Annotated in this window: 14 protein-coding genes and 2 pseudogenes; 9 read left to right on the top strand and 7 right to left on the bottom strand. The window is 65.4% G+C overall.

All coding sequences use genetic code 11. From position 1 onward, the window contains the following. Positions 1-114 precede the first annotated feature (114 nt). Both AC0L2Z_RS18340 and soxR read left to right on the top strand, forming a co-directional pair. Entirely contained in the window at positions 115-573 is a 459-nt protein-coding gene (locus AC0L2Z_RS18340) for a tRNA (cytidine(34)-2'-O)-methyltransferase (RefSeq protein ID WP_128169704.1), read from the top strand. 169 nt (positions 574-742) lie between these two features. Continuing rightward, positions 743-1,189, top strand: a complete 447-nt coding sequence (gene soxR, locus AC0L2Z_RS18335) for a redox-sensitive transcriptional activator SoxR (protein ID WP_023799942.1) — start codon at positions 743-745, stop codon at positions 1,187-1,189. On the opposite strand, the gene AC0L2Z_RS18330 is transcribed toward soxR, so the two are convergent. Further along, entirely contained in the window at positions 1,186-1,443 is a 258-nt protein-coding gene (locus AC0L2Z_RS18330; RefSeq protein WP_006202578.1) for a hypothetical protein, read from the bottom strand. The genes soxR and AC0L2Z_RS18330 overlap by 4 nt on opposite strands. 105 nt (positions 1,444-1,548) lie before the next feature. Here AC0L2Z_RS18330 and hemF point away from each other — a divergent pair, with 105 nt between their 5' ends. The 3 genes from hemF to AC0L2Z_RS18315 all read left to right on the top strand — a co-directional run bounded on the left by hemF (position 1,549) and on the right by AC0L2Z_RS18315 (position 3,402). Continuing rightward, positions 1,549-2,463 (top strand): oxygen-dependent coproporphyrinogen oxidase, encoded by a 915-nt coding sequence (gene hemF, locus AC0L2Z_RS18325; RefSeq protein ID WP_128174433.1) that lies wholly within the window; start codon positions 1,549-1,551, stop codon positions 2,461-2,463. A 246-nt stretch (positions 2,464-2,709) separates the two neighbouring features. Next, a complete protein-coding gene (locus AC0L2Z_RS18320; RefSeq protein ID WP_128174431.1) occupies positions 2,710-2,970 on the top strand; it encodes a DUF1344 domain-containing protein in 261 nt (86 codons plus the stop codon). A gap of 246 nt (positions 2,971-3,216) precedes the next feature. Beyond that, positions 3,217-3,402 (top strand): DUF1059 domain-containing protein, encoded by a 186-nt coding sequence (locus AC0L2Z_RS18315; RefSeq protein WP_023799945.1) that lies wholly within the window; start codon positions 3,217-3,219, stop codon positions 3,400-3,402. A 5-nt stretch (positions 3,403-3,407) separates the two neighbouring features. Here the strand turns inward: AC0L2Z_RS18315 and AC0L2Z_RS18310 are convergent, their stop codons facing one another. From AC0L2Z_RS18310 to AC0L2Z_RS18300, 3 genes are all read right to left on the bottom strand, one after another. Then, entirely contained in the window at positions 3,408-4,676 is a 1,269-nt protein-coding gene (locus AC0L2Z_RS18310) for a CCA tRNA nucleotidyltransferase (protein WP_128174429.1), read from the bottom strand. Beyond that, positions 4,673-5,305, bottom strand: coding sequence for a CoA pyrophosphatase (locus AC0L2Z_RS18305; protein WP_128169702.1), 633 nt, complete (start codon positions 5,303-5,305; stop codon positions 4,673-4,675). Before AC0L2Z_RS18305 ends, AC0L2Z_RS18310 begins: the two co-directional genes overlap by 4 nt. Before the next feature lie 61 nt (positions 5,306-5,366). After that, positions 5,367-5,996 carry a DUF1285 domain-containing protein gene (locus tag AC0L2Z_RS18300; RefSeq protein WP_473628977.1) on the bottom strand — a complete coding sequence of 210 codons (630 nt, stop codon included), beginning with the start codon at positions 5,994-5,996 and terminating at the stop codon, positions 5,367-5,369. Between the two features lie 146 nt (positions 5,997-6,142). On the opposite strand from AC0L2Z_RS18300, the gene AC0L2Z_RS18295 reads away from it, so the two are divergent. The 4 genes from AC0L2Z_RS18295 to AC0L2Z_RS18280 are packed head-to-tail and all read left to right on the top strand — an operon-like array spanning position 6,143 to position 12,974. Next, positions 6,143-7,147, top strand: a complete 1,005-nt coding sequence (locus tag AC0L2Z_RS18295; protein ID WP_023799949.1) for an AAA family ATPase — start codon at positions 6,143-6,145, stop codon at positions 7,145-7,147. Beyond that, positions 7,147-8,061, top strand: coding sequence for a DUF58 domain-containing protein (locus tag AC0L2Z_RS18290; protein ID WP_023799950.1), 915 nt, complete (start codon positions 7,147-7,149; stop codon positions 8,059-8,061). The genes AC0L2Z_RS18295 and AC0L2Z_RS18290 overlap by 1 nt, the downstream gene beginning before the upstream one ends. Continuing rightward, a complete protein-coding gene (locus AC0L2Z_RS18285) occupies positions 8,058-10,883 on the top strand; it encodes a DUF4159 domain-containing protein (RefSeq protein WP_473628953.1) in 2,826 nt (941 codons plus the stop codon). Before AC0L2Z_RS18290 ends, AC0L2Z_RS18285 begins: the two co-directional genes overlap by 4 nt. Positions 10,884-10,886: 3 nt before the next feature. Further along, positions 10,887-12,974: a hypothetical protein gene (locus tag AC0L2Z_RS18280; protein WP_287260211.1), complete on the top strand. Its 2,088-nt coding sequence runs from the start codon at positions 10,887-10,889 to the stop codon at positions 12,972-12,974. A gap of 205 nt (positions 12,975-13,179) precedes the next feature. Here the strand turns inward: AC0L2Z_RS18280 and clpS (AC0L2Z_RS18275) are convergent. The 3 genes and pseudogenes from clpS (AC0L2Z_RS18275) to clpS (AC0L2Z_RS18265) all read right to left on the bottom strand — a co-directional run. Beyond that, a pseudogene (clpS, locus tag AC0L2Z_RS18275) lies at positions 13,180-13,296 on the bottom strand (ATP-dependent Clp protease adaptor ClpS); the annotation flags it as partial. A gap of 3 nt (positions 13,297-13,299) precedes the next feature. Then, positions 13,300-13,947: pseudogene (locus AC0L2Z_RS18270) on the bottom strand (VOC family protein). A gap of 195 nt (positions 13,948-14,142) precedes the next feature. After that, positions 14,143-14,448 carry an ATP-dependent Clp protease adapter ClpS gene (clpS, locus tag AC0L2Z_RS18265; protein ID WP_023799954.1) on the bottom strand — a complete coding sequence of 102 codons (306 nt, stop codon included), beginning with the start codon at positions 14,446-14,448 and terminating at the stop codon, positions 14,143-14,145. Positions 14,449-14,511: the final 63 nt, after the last annotated feature.

Below are 14,511 nucleotides of genomic sequence, written 5' to 3'. Positions count from 1 at the left end.
GACAATGCCCGGCGTATAACCGACTTCGCAGAAAATGACCACCCGCCGGTCCAGCAATTTCCAAAACCGCGAACCTGTTGTGGCCGATCTGCCACTTATTAGAAGGATGCGGAAATGAACAACCGTCTCCGCATCGCGCTCTACCAACCGGATATCGCCGGCAACACCGGGACAATCCTGCGCTTCGCGGCTTGCCTCGGTCTCGGCGTCGACATCATCGAACCGGCCGGCTTCCCGCTCTCCGACCGGGCGCTGAAACGGGCCGGCATGGACTATCTCGAAATGGCGGCGCTGACCCGGCATGTCGACTGGCAAGCCTTCGAGAACTGGCGCAGGGGCGAAGCGCGGCGGCTGGTGCTGCTGTCGACCAGAGCCGCGACCGCCTATACGGATTTCGCCTTCGCCGACGCCGACATTCTTTTGTTCGGCCGCGAATCCGCAGGCGTGCCGGATCCTGTCCACGAGGCGGCGGATGCCAGACTGATCATCCCGATGCAGCCGGGCGCGCGCAGCATCAACGTCGCGCTTTCCGTCGCCATGGTAGCCGGCGAGGCGATCCGGCAGCTCGGATAGGATTTGCAGAGCCTCAGCGGGCGCAGCGATTATGGCGGCTTTCTCGCCGACGACAGCACGGTCGCTTGTCATTCTCACCCAGGCGCACATCGCCTTCTCCTGCGGTTTGCATATCAAGGGTTTCTTCGTTACAAGCTCAACTTAACTTGAGGTCAAGCGGAAAATTCGAATGGCTGCGGTGACGGAATTGACGGTCGGCCAGGTGGCCACGCGCAGCGGGGTGGCAGTGTCGGCGCTGCATTTCTACGAGGCGCGCGGCCTGATCCGCAGCCACCGCACATCCGGCAACCAGCGGCGCTACGGCCGCGACGTGCTGCGGCGGGTGGCGATCATCAAGGTGGCACAGGAGGTCGGCATCTCACTGGCCGAGATCGGCGAGGCATTGGCATCGCTGCCTGAAGGCCGCACGCCGACGCGCGGGGACTGGAATGTGCTTTCAACCGCCTGGCGCGACCAGCTCGATCGCAAGATTGCCCAGTTGAAGAAGCTGCGCGACGGGCTGACCGACTGCATCGGCTGCGGCTGCATGTCGATCGACAAGTGCCCGCTGCGCAACAAGGAAGACCGGCTGAGCGCCCAAGGCCCGGGCGCAAGGCGGTTGTTGGTCGCTCGCTAATCCGCCGCCGGCAATCGCCTGATGGTGAATTCGATGACGTCGCCCGGCCGCTCGAACCAGCTTTCGATCTCGGTCCAGTAGGCCTGCTTGGGAAAGCGCTCGAACCATTCCTTCGCCTTGAGCCGCGCGTCGGAGCGCGGCAGGACGAAGGTCTCGCGCAAAAACCCGTCGCGCGGCATGCGCTCGCGCTCGGCGCGCGAACGGTCGAGCCTCTTCTTCAGGCCATCCAGCGGCGGTCTTGCCGGAGTGCGCACGAAAGAACTCCATTCACACTTGACCCTTGCACCTAAGAGATTAGGGATCGCGGCCGGAAAAGACGAGTCATTTGTCGGGGTACGCCCGACAACAGGAGACAGCATTTGCAACGACCCGAAATACCGGCGGGGCTGCCGGCCGACATCGAACAGAAGAAGATGAAGGCGCGGCTGTGGTTCGAGACGCTGCGCGAGCGCATCTGCGCCGCCTTCGAGCAGATCGAGCAGGACCTGCAGGGGCCGCAGGCCTCATGGTCGCCCGGCCGCTTCGAAAAGACGCCGTGGCAGCGCGACGCCGGCAAGGGCGGCGGCGGCACCATGTCGATGATGCGCGGCCGCGTCTTCGAGAAGGTCGGCGTCCACACCTCGACGGTCTATGGCGAGTTCTCGCCGGAGTTCAGGAAGCAGATGCCGGGCGCCGAGGAAGACCCGCGCTTTTGGGCGAGCGGCATTTCGCTGATCGCCCATCCGTGGAACCCCAACGTGCCGGCGGTGCACATGAACACGCGCATGGTCGTCACCTCGCGCCAATGGTTCGGCGGCGGCGCCGATCTGACGCCGGTGCTCGACCGTCGCCGCAGCCAGGGGGACCCGGACACGGTCGCCTTCCACCGCGCCATGCAATTTGCCTGCGAGAAGCACGCTGGCGTCGCCGACCACGCGAAATTCAAGGCCTGGTGCGACGAGTATTTCTATCTGCCGCACCGCAACGAACCGCGCGGCACCGGCGGCATCTTCTTCGACTGGCTGCATTCGGACGAGGACAGAGGCGGCTGGAACGCCGATTTCAACTTCGTCCAGGATGTCGGGCGCACTTTTCTCGTCGTCTACGGGCATCTGGTGCGGGCCAATTTCAACGACAACTGGACCGACGGCGACCGCGAAGAACAGCTCATTCGCCGCGGCCGCTATGTCGAATTCAACTTGCTTCACGATCGCGGCACCATCTTCGGGCTGAAGACCGGCGGCAACGTTGCCGCGATCCTGTCCAGCCTGCCGCCAGAGGTGAAATGGCCGTAAAATCTCGGTGAGTTGGACGTGAGTCGCAATCGGGTCCAAATCGCAGGATTCTGGCGGCGAATGTGGCGCGCAGAATATCTTTTTCGTCTAATATCCATTTGAAAAAGCAAGACTATTTTTCGTTACGGGCCGGGAAACGCCGGCGGTTCTCGCCTCCCTGGAACCGCGACCCGACGCGACCGGACGGCCCATGATTGAGTGGGGCACCTCCGAAAAATGGTGCCTTCATTTCCAGGAGAGCATGCCATGCGCAAGCTTATTATGTCGGTTGCGGCTGCCGCCGTTCTTGCCTCTGGTGGCGCTGCCTTCGCAGCGGTCAAGCACACCACGGGCACAATCAAGACTTACGATGGAACGGCCATGAGCCTCGTTCTGGATGACGGATCTACCTTTACGCTGCCCAAGGCCTTCAAGAATCCTGGCCTGAAGGCTGGCGAAAAGGTCCGCGTTTCGTGGGACATGAGCGGCAAGCACAAAATTGCCGAGGCAGTCAGGATCGTGAAGTGATGGCCTGCCCGCTGGAGCAAGACGAGGTCTTGCCTCCGGGGTAGCGTCAAGAGGGCGGAGCAGCGATGCTCCGCCTTTTTCGGTCTCTGCAGCAACCAAAACCATCCGATCGTGTTATGCTGGTTCGGCCAGCGCATGACCCGAAAACCGAACCGGTTTCCGACAGAGATCATGCGTCGATCAAAGGTGCTGGAGCTTCCGCGTCAGAGCAGATGCGGCACTCCGAGGAGGAAAGGGAGAAATCCGATGAAGGAATTCCACTGCGGCTCGCTGGTTCCGGGTTGTGACTGGCATACGCGCGCCGACGAGGAAGCCGAGATCATGCGTCGTGCCGTCGAGCATATGCGTGAGACGCATGGCGAGACGATCATTCGCGAGACGATGATCGAAGCGATCCGTTCGCGCATCGAAAAGGCTCGCGACGCGGCCTGATTTGCCTAATTTTCGAGTGCTTCTGCGGCGCGCTTGAGAAGTGCGCCGCGATCCAGCGCAAAGCCGGACTCGATCCACTCGTTTTCGAGGTTCTTCAGGGTTGCGCCGAGTTTCGGCCCGGGCGACGCGCCAAGCCTCGTCAGATCGGCGCCCTTGAGCGGAAAGTCGGGCTTTTTCCATTTTCCGGCAAAGGCCAGCAGCCGCGAAAAGCCGCCAGCTTCGAGCAGCGCGTCGTTGTCCTCGACGGCGCGGGCTCGAGCGGAAGCGAGCGACAGCCGCAAGCGATCGACAAGGCCCTGACGATCGCCGCGATAGAGCCGTTTTGCGAGTTCCGCTTCGGTCGTCTTCGGCCCGACGGGCGCTGTCAGCGCCCACTGCCTGAGGCGACCGGCGTCGCTGACGGAGAACCTCAACCGCTCGGCGAGCGTCTTCATCCGCGCTGCGTCCGGCGGCACGATCGCTTCCAGCCTGAGCAGCGGGTCCAGCGTCCAGCCGAGATCCTTCTCCGCCCTGGTCAGCGCATGGATCGCATCGATGCCCCATTTCTCGCTCTCCGGCAGAACGCTGGTGAGCACGCCCGCCTGGCGCATCCACAGCAGGGCGCGCGATGGATCGGGGGCCGACAGCAGCTTCTTCAGTTCGGACCAGACGCGCTCGACCGAGAGTTGGCCAAGCCCCTCCTTGAGCCGGGCGCAAGCCTTCAGCCCTTCGGCATCCGGCCGGCCGTCGCCATACCAGGCGAAGAAGCGGAAAAAGCGTAGGATGCGCAGATAATCCTCGCGGATGCGCGCCTCCGGATCGCCGATGAAGCGCAGCCGGCGCGCCTCGACATCGGCAATGCCGCCGACCAGGTCGACGATCGTGCCGTCGGCCTCGGCATAGAGCGCGTTGATGGTGAAATCGCGTCGTTCCGCATCGGCCTTCCAGTCGCGCCCGAACAACACTTTTGCCCGCCGTCCGTCGGTCTCGATGTCGGCGCGCAGCGTGGTCACCTCGAATGGCTTGCCGCCGGCGACAATCGTGATGGTGCCGTGCTCGATGCCGGTCGGCACCGCCTTGAAACCCGCCGCCTCGGCGCGGCGGATGGTCTCGTCAGGCACGGTCGTGGTGGCGATATCGACGTCGGCAACCGGCTGGCCGATGAGCGCATTGCGCACCGCACCGCCGGCGACGCGCGCCTCCTCGCCGCCATCCGCCAAAGCCGCCAGCAGGCGCTGCAAATGCCGTTCCCCGAGCCAGTCGGCTTTGCCCGCGAGCGACACCCGGCCGCTCACGTATAGAGCCTTTCATAGAGCGTGCGGATGATGCCCGCGGTGACGCCCCAGATGCGCTGTCCGTCATAGGGCATTTCGTAGAAGACCCATTCGAGATCGTTCCACATGCGGCTGTCGCGGCCGTGGTTGGCCGGGTCCATCAGAAAGCGTAGCGGCACTTCGAAGGCGGCGTCGACCTCCTCGGAATTCAGCGTCAGTGAAAAGTCCGGCCGCACTATTCCCAGCACCGGGGCGATCCGGTAGCCGCTGCCGGAGACGTAATCGGGCATGCGGCCAATGATCTCGACCCGATCCTGGCCAAGCCCGATCTCCTCGAATGTCTCGCGCAATGCCGCCGCCTCCGGGCTCGGATCGGTAGGATCGATCGTGCCTCCGGGAAAGGCCACCTGCCCCGAATGGCTGCGCAGCTTTTCCGCCCGCTTGGTCAGCAGAACCGTTGCATCGCGTCCATGATCGACCACCGGGATCAGCACGGCGGCATCGCGCAGCGCCTTTGCGAGCTTCAAACGCGGATGTCCCGGGTTGAAGCGATGGTCGCCATAATCGTCGGCGGCATGCGCCAGCGGCTGCGCCGCGACGCGGGCGCGAAAATCCGCGGCCGAAAACGGCGCCGGCGTCACTTGGTCCATAGTGTCACCTGGTTCATCGCGTCACCTGGTCCATCATGCCCCGCCATTTGGCGTCGCCCGCTCACGCGCTCAGCCGCTGCAGTTTTTCCGCCGGCATGATCGGATAGACCGCACCCTTCGAGCGGACGGCAAACATCCTTCGGCCGCCGACCTCGATCTCCTCGCCATGCTCGACCAATTCATACATGACCGGCCGCGCCAGCAGCGCCTCCAGCCGTCCGCGCACCAGCACATAGGGTTTCAGGCCGCCGGTTGCCTCCTCGTCGACAAAGCGCAGCGGATGCTCCGGCCCGGCCTCGACCACATCGCCGACATTGGTACGAAAGGTGATGACCTGGCCATCGCCGGTGCCGCAAACATCAATCTCGACGGCTATGAAGGGCGCGTCGACCACGCGGATGCCGACCCTTTCCACCGGCGTCACCAGGTAGGTCCTGCCGTCTTCGTCCTTGCGCAGCACGGAGGAAAACAGCTGCACCAGCGGCATGCGGCCGATCGGCGTGCCTTGGTAGAACCAGGTGCCGTCCTGCCGGATCTCCATGTCGAGATCGCCGCAAAAGGCCGGATTCCAACGATCCACCGGCGCCGGCCCGTTGCCCGCGCGGGCGGCACGCGAGATCAGCGCCTCCAGTCCGCGCGCCTCGGTCGCTGCCGTCAAACTTCCTTCACGATCGTCGGCGCGTTCTGTCATGGTCACGAAATAGTCACTGTTGTTCCGCTTGTCAGCCTAAGTCAGTGATTTAAGTTCAAAGACGGGCGCCACGCGAGGCCGAATCGCGGCACTCTGTGGCGTCGAAGCTGCAAGCCGGTATTTCCAACGAGAAGGATCGATGCTGCATGAGCGTGATGATCAAGGAAAGCCCGATCAGCGAAGAGGACATGATCGCCCTGGCCGAGACGGCGCTGGCCGACATTTCCAGGGTTCGCGAGGGCGTCGGCCGCGTCATCTTCGGCCAGGAAAGCGTCGTCGAACGCACGCTGGTGGCGCTGCTCGCAGGCGGCCATGCGCTGCTGGTCGGCGTGCCCGGCCTCGCCAAGACCAAGCTGGTCGAGACGCTGGGCATCGTGCTCGGCCTCGATTCCCGCCGCATCCAGTTCACGCCCGACCTGATGCCGTCCGATATTCTCGGCTCCGAGGTGATGGAGCAGGACGAATTCGGCAAGCGCTCGTTCCGCTTCATCTCCGGGCCGATCTTCGCGCAACTGCTGATGGCCGACGAGATCAACCGCGCCTCGCCGCGCACCCAGTCGGCGCTGCTGCAGGCGATGCAGGAATACCACGTCACCATTGCCGGTGTCCGCCATGACCTGCCGGCGCCCTTCCACGTGCTGGCGACGCAGAACCCGCTGGAGCAGGAGGGCACCTATCCGCTGCCCGAGGCGCAGCTTGACCGTTTCCTGATGCAGGTCGACATCCTCTATCCGGAAATCGAGGCGGAGCGCCGCATCCTCCTGGAGACCACCGGCATTGAGGACGCCAAGGCGCAGAACGTGTTGCAGCCGGCGCGGCTGAAGGAGATCCAGACCCTCATTCGCCGCATGCCGGTGCCGGAAAGCGTCGTCGAGGCGATCCTCCAACTGGTGCGCTCGGCGCGCCCCGGCCAGGGCAATGCCGAGACCGACAAGCACGTCGCCTGGGGCCCGGGCCCGCGCGCCAGCCAGTCGCTGACACTGTGCGCCCGCGCCCGCGCCCTTTATGACGGACGGCTGGCGCCGTCGATCGACGATATCAGAGCGCTGGCCGAGCCGGTGCTGCAGCACCGCATGGCGCTGACCTTTGCCGCCCGTGCCGAGGGCACGACCGTGCGTGACGTGGTGGCGAAACTGGCAAAAGGCATCTGATGGCGCGTATAGGCGAGGCCCAGGCTCCGGCGGCGACGCGTGACGCGCTCGCCCGCGGCCGGTTGCGGGCATCGCTGGTGCCGGACCTGCTGGTCGAGGCGCGTCGCATCGTCAACACGGTGATCGCCGGCTGGCACGGCCGCCGCAAGCGCGGCATCGGCGAGAATTTCTGGCAGTTCCGGCCCTATGTCGAGGGCGACTCCTCGCGCATCGACTGGCGCCGCTCGGCCCGCGACGACCACATCTATGTGCGAGACCGCGAATGGGAGGCCGCCCATACGGTGTGGCTGTGGGCAGATCCCTCGCCTTCCATGCTCTACAAATCGACCGGCGCCACCGTCTCGAAGGAGTCCCGCGCGCTGGTGCTGGCGCTGGCCATGGCCGAGCTTCTGTCGCGCAGCGGCGAGCGCATCGCCTGGCCCGGGCTGACCGATCCGTTCACCGCCCGCAACGGCGCCGAGCGGATCGCAGCACAACTCAGCCATGCCGGCGAATTGCCGGCAAAGCCCGACCTGTCCGCCATCCGCCGCTTCTGCGACATCGTCATCGTCAGCGACTTCCTCGATCCGGTCGAGGACACCATCGCCTGGCTTGACGTGCTCGCCCGCCACGGCGTGCGTGCCCATCTGATCGAGGTCGCCGACCCGGCCGAGGAGAGATTCCCCTATGCCGGCCGCACCGAATTCACCGATCCCGAGACCGGCGACAAGCTGACCGCCGGCCGCGCCGAAACGCTGGGCGATGACTACCGACTGCTTTACATCGCCCGCCGCCAGGAACTGACCGACTGGTGCAAGCGCCTCGGCTGGAGCTTTACCGTCAACCACACCGACCGCCTCGCCTCCGATGCGCTGGTGCGTGTCCACATGGCGATGACCGTCGATGGCAGCTCAGCCGGGAGGATCCGCGCATGAGCTGGCTGCCGCTCTCCTTCGGAGCGCCGATGGTGCTGTGGGGCCTTCTGGCCCTGCCGGTGATCTGGTGGCTTTTGCGGTTCACCCCGCCCAAGCCGCAGACTGAGGTCTTCCCGCCGCTGAAGATCCTGGCCCGCGTGCTGAAGCGCGAGGAGACGCCGCAACAGAGCCCGTGGTGGCTGACGCTGCTCAGGCTGCTGATGGCGGCCCTTATCGTTGCGGCGCTGGCCGAACCTGTCTTCAACCCGCGTGAAAGACTGCCGGCCGAGGGCACCGCTCTTGCGTTGGTCATCGACAATGACTGGGCAAGTGCCGCCGACTGGGGCCAGCGCGTCGCCACTGCCGAACGGCTGATCGCCGATGCCAGCTCCAACGACGTGCCTGTCATCATCGCCTTCACCGCCGAAAAACCGAATGCCGAGATCGGCCCGTTCGACGCCGCCACCGCGCTCGACCGGCTGCGCGCGGCAAAGCCGCGGCCGATCCCGACCGACCGCCCGGCCGTCTATGCCCGCGTCGCGACAACCCTGGAGAGCTTGCCGGGCGCCAGCGTCGCCGTGCTCGCCGATGGTCTGGCGGCGGAAGGCGACGAGGCCGCCTTCAACACGCTTCTGTCGAAGAACGCCGCCCGTGTCGTCTGGGCCGCCTCCGACCGGCCTGGCCTGATCGGCCTGACCGGCGCCGACAACCAGGTGGACGGCTTCGAGCTGACCGCCATCCGCGCGCCGGGCGATCCGGCGCCGGCTCAGGTGACCGCCGGCGCCTTCGACGACAAGGGCCGCCGCATCGCCGACGCCACGCTGACCTTCTCGCCGGGCGAATCCACCGCCACCGGCACGATGGCGGTGCCTTTCGAGCTGCGCAACGACTTCGCCTCGATCACGCTCGACGGTCAGCGGCAGGCCGGCGCCGTTCGCGTGCTCGACGAGAGTTCCAAGCGCCGCCGCGTCGGACTGCTGTCGCAGGCCGAAGCCGACCAGGCGCAGCCGCTTCTGTCGCCGCTGTACTACATCCGCCGCGCGCTGCAGCCCTTCGCCGATCTGGCCGAGCCGTCGAGCGCCGACCTTGCCGACGCCATCCCGCAGCTCCTCGACCAGAAGCCGGCGATGATCGTCATGGCCGATGTCGGCACCATTCCGCAGCAGGTGCGGCAAAGGCTGGTCGACTGGGTCGACAATGGCGGCACGCTGGTGCGCTTCGCCGGCTCGCGGCTGGTCGCCGCCGGCAATGACGACGACCTGCTGCCGGTCAGGCTGCGCACCGGCGAGCGCTCGCTCGGCGGCGCGCTGTCGTGGACGACGCCGCAGCCGGTCACCGATTTTCCGAAGACCGGCCCCTTCGCCGATCTCGCTCCACCGGCCGAGGTCACCGTCACCAGGCAGGTGCTGGCCGAGCCGACGCCCGATATCGTCGAGCGCAGCTGGGCCACGCTTGCCGACGGCACGCCACTGGTGACCGGGATGAAGAAGGGCAAAGGCACGCTTGTCCTGTTCCATGTCACGCCGGAGGCGACCTGGTCGAACCTGCCGATCTCCGGCAGTTTCGTCGAGATGCTGCGCCGCATCGTGCAACTGTCGCGCAACCAGGGTGCGGCGGTCGCCAATGCCGAAGCCGCCGCCGCCTCGCTGGCGCCCTACCGCATGATATCAGCCGATGGCACGCTGGTGCCGCCGACGCCGGATGCACGGCCGCTGGTGCCGGGTGCCGGCCCGCTGCCGGTGACGTTCGAGAATCCGCCCGGCCTGTATGGCTCCGACACCGGCGTCATCGCTCACAATCTGCTCAATGCCGAAAGCCGCTTGGCGCCGCTGGTCCGTCCTCAGATCACCGTGCCGGTCACCACCGTCCAGTACGCTTTCGACGAATCGCACAATTTGAAGGGCCCGCTGGTGGCGGCAGCTCTCCTGCTGATGGTCCTTGATACGCTGGCGGTGTTCTGGATGGGCGGCCTGTTATCGCGCCGGCCGCGCCGCGCCGGCACGGCCGCCGCAACCACCGCCGCCCTGCTGATTACGCTCGGCGCCCTGGTCGGCCACACCGACATCGCCCGCGCCGACGATGCCAAACCCGGTGATGAGCGGGCGATCGAGGACATTTCGAAAACCCGGATCGGCTATGTGCAGACCGGCGACCGGAGCGTCGATTCGATCAGCCAGGCCGGGCTGGAGGGCCTGACCCGCTTTCTGATCGAGAAGACCGCGCTTGAGCCGGGGGCGCCGGCCAGCGTCGATATCTCGAAGGACCAGCTTGCCTTCTATCCGCTGATCTACTGGCCGATCGATCCTGCCGCGCCGATGCCGAGCCAGGCCGCGATCGCCCGCGTCGACGCCTATATGCAGCAGGGCGGCACGGTGCTGTTCGACACGCGCGACCAGTTCGCCACCGGCATCGGCGCGGAGCAGGCCAGCCCGGCGACGGATCGGCTGCGCGACATCCTCGGCAACCTCAACGTGCCGGCGCTGGAGCCGGTGCCGTCGGACCATGTGCTGACCAAATCCTTCTACATCCTGCCTGAGTTTCCCGGACGCTTCGCCGGCGGCCCGCTCTGGGTCGCGGCGTCGCTCGAAGCCAGCAACACCGAGAACCGCCCGGTACGCACCGGCGACGGCGTCTCGCCGATCATGATCACCGCCAATGATTTCGCCGGCGCCTGGGCGGTCGACGAGAATGGCGACCCGCTTTTGCCGACCGTGCCGTCGGATCCGATGCAGCGCATTTATGCGCTGCGCGGCGGCGTCAACATCATGATGTACATGCTGACCGGCAACTACAAATCCGATCAGGTGCATGTGCCGGTGCTGCTCGAACGGCTGGGGCAGTAAGCCATGAACTTGTCGCTCGCCTTCGAACCGCTCATCTCCTGGCCGCTGCTCGGCCTGGTGCTGGCGCCGCTGTTGCTGCTGGCATTGGTCGGCCTGTGGTTCCGCCAGCGCGGCGCGGTCTTCCGTTTTGCCGCCCTGCTGGCGCTGACTGCGGCCCTGCTCAACCCGGTGTTGCTCGACGAAGAGCGCGAGGCGCTGAAAAGCGTCGTCGCCGTCGTCGTCGACCGCAGCCAGAGCCAGGACATTGGCGAGCGCACCAGGCAGACCGACGAGGCGCTGGCCGGGCTTCAGCAGCGCCTCGGCCGCTTCAAGCAATTCGACATCCGCGTCGTCGAGGCCGGCAAGTCGGAAGCCGCCGAGGAGCGCACCGAAACGCGGCTTTTCGGGGCGCTTGAGAGCGCTTTCCGCGACGTGCCGCCTTCGCGCATCGGCGGCGCCATCATGATCACCGACGGCGAGGTGCATGACGCCCCGGGCGGCACGCCCGACTTCAACGCCCCGCTGCACGCGCTGATCACCGGCAACGACCAGGAAAAGGATCGCCGCATCCGCTTCGAGAATGCGCCGCGCTTCGGTTTGGTCGGCAAGCCGCTCGAAATGACCTATCGCGTCATCGGCACCAACAACGAGGCGGGCTCGGTCGATGTGCGCGTCTCGGTCAATGGCGAGCAGGTTTCGGTCGAGCGCGCCACCATCGGCCAGGCCATGCCGCTGCAGGTGACCATTCCCGGCGCCGGCCGCAACATCGTCGAGCTTGCCATCGATCCCGAGCCCGACGAACTCACCGACACCAACAACCGCGCCATCGCGCTGATCGACGGCATCCGCGAGAATTTGCGCGTGCTGCTGGTCTCCGGCGAACCGCATGCCGGCGAACGCACCTGGCGCAACCTTCTGAAATCCGACGCCTCGGTCGATCTTGTCCACTTCACCATTCTGCGGCCGCCGGAAAAGCAGGACGGCACGCCGATCAACGAATTGTCGCTGATCGCCTTCCCGACGCGCGAACTGTTCGTCGAGAAGATCAAGGATTTCGACCTGATCATCTTCGACCGCTACCAGCACCGCGACGTGCTGCCGGTCCTCTATTACGACTACATCGCCGAATATGTTGAAAAGGGCGGCGCGCTGCTGATCGCGGCAGGACCCGAATATGCCGGCGAAAGTTCCATCGCCCGCACGCCTTTGATGTCGGCGCTGCCGGCGATGCCGACCGGCGAAGTCGTCGAAAAGGCCTTTTATCCGCGCCTCACCGAGCTCGGCCAGCGCCATCCGGTGACGCGCGGGCTTGACGGCTCCGCCACCGAGCCGCCGCACTGGAGCCGCTGGTTCCGCACCATCGGCGTCGAGAACCCCGGGGGCGAGGCGGTAATGAAGGGCGCCGACAACCGTCCGCTGCTGCTGCTCGACCGCAAGGGTGAAGGCCGCGTCGGCATGTTTTTGTCCGACCAGGGCTGGTTGTGGGCGCGCGGCTTCGAGGGCGGCGGCCCGCATGTCCAGCTCTATCGCCGCATCGCCCACTGGCTGATGAAGGAGCCCGAACTCGAGGAGGAGCGGCTGACTGCCGACGGCCGCGGCATGATGCTGGAAATCCGCCGCCAGACGATGAGCGACGATCCCGGCCCGGCGCAGATCATCACCCCGTCCGGCAAGGCGATGACCGTCAAGCTCGAGAGAGCCGAACCCGGCGTCTTCCTCGGCAGCATCGAGACCAGCGAGATCGGCCTCTATCAGGTCGGCAATGGCGACCTGAAAGCGCTTGCCCATGTCGGCCCGGTCAACGCACCGGAATTCACCGACGTCGTCTCCACCGAGAACCGGCTGAGAGCGCCGGCCGAGGCCACCGGCGGCAGCGTGCGCCGGCTGGCGCAATCGTCGACCCTTGGCAATCTCGCCGGCGGCGTGACGCTGCCGTCGGTCGTCCCGGTCCGCTCCACGGGCGCGGCGGCCGGCAACGACTGGATCGGCCTGCGCACCACCGACGACAGTGTGCTGAAGGCCGTCTCGCGCGTGCCGCTGTTCGGCGGGTTCCTCGGCCTCGGCCTGTTGCTGCTGGCATTGGGCTCGATGTGGTACCGCGAGGGGCGGTAGCGACGCCGATTTTCCTTCTCCCCTTGTGGGAGAAGGTGGCCGAGCCCACGGGTCTTGCCTCCGGCAAGCCCGAGGACAGGCTCCGCTCGGTCGGATGAGGGGTGTTCCAGCTTGGCAGCGACGGCACTCCGTCCAGCACCCCTCAACCGTCTTGGCGCTGCGCGCCAATCCACCTTCTCCCACAGGAGGAAGGGAAGCGGGCGCGCTACTCCTCCGGTTCCGTCGTGAACATCAGCGGGTAGCCCTTGGCCTTGCCGGCATCGGTCGCCCGAGTCGCCTTGGTCTCGGCGACGTCCCTTGTGAAGACGGCGACGACGCAGACGGCTCAGTCGCCCGGGCCAGCAAACAAAATGAGATTTCCGTCTGGATCCATAACAATGAAGTTTCTGGCACCCCAGGGTTCTTTCCTGAGGACTTAGTGAAAGGGCACCCCTGCGGCCTGAAAATTCAGAAAGAGCTGTTTAATCTCGTCTGCAGTATCGACTGTGATCCCGGCGGAGAGCAGGTGTTCACGTTGCCGTATATCGCCAACGAACACAGGTTCGCAAACCAGCCTCAGCGCGAGTTGCGCATTGTCACGTGTCACCTGTCCGTAAAATGCCGGGTCGCCGTAAACAAAGTCGACTCCGAAGCCGAGCTTGGTGGTGAAGAATTCGAACGACGCTTTGATGTCGGTGACGAACAACTGCGCTGAGGTTGAACTCAGAACGGGTGCAGGTACGGTCTGTTTTTTCTGATCTGTCATGGCTGGGGCTCCTGTCTTGAGCGCCTGCCATCCCTCGAACCCCGATTGACGCGCGATCAGTTCCTGCGCGTCGCTGAGCTTGAAATTTGCTTCCAGTACCTGATTGTCATCGAGATGCTGGAAGCGTGGCAACGCAGCCCTGATCTCGGCTGCGACCGGATAGTACCGTTCGCGGTGCCACCGCAAATATTGCTTGGCCTGCTTTTTGAGGTTTTCGAGATTCGGCATGGGCGCAACTGTGGTTACAGTATAGGCGGGCATTGCCCTTTCGACGTTACACCGATGCGCCCTACGCAGCGCTGCGAACGTGCCTCGGCGATGAGCAGTTGTCAATCACCGCACTCCGTCCAGTACCCTCAACCGTCTTGGCGCTGCACGCCAATCCACCTTCTCCCGCAGCAAGGGGAGGAGGGGAAGCCGGCACTACTCCTCCGGTTCCGTCGTGAACATCAGCGGGTAGCCCTTGGCCTTGCCGGCATCGGTCGCCCGTGTCGCCTTGGTCTCGGCGACGTCCCTGGTGAAGACGGCGACGACGCAGACGCCGCGCTGGTGCGCGGTGATCATCACCCGCCGAGCCTGGTCCTCGCTCAGCTTGAACTCTCCCTTGAGCACCGTCACCACGAACTCGCGCGGCGTGAAATCGTCATTAAGGAGGATGACCTTGTAGAGCTTCGGCCGTTCGATCTTCGGCTTCGTCTTGGTGCGGGGTTTGGTGACGATCTCAGGCATCGGAACCGGCAACTGCGCGCAAGAATTTCGCTTTTATCCTGACATGAACGAAAGCAATCGTCC

The organism is Mesorhizobium sp. WSM4850 (assembly GCF_055811735.1).
The sequence above is the reverse complement of the archived record's forward strand: the minus strand, read 5'-3'. Positions and strand labels throughout refer to the sequence as shown.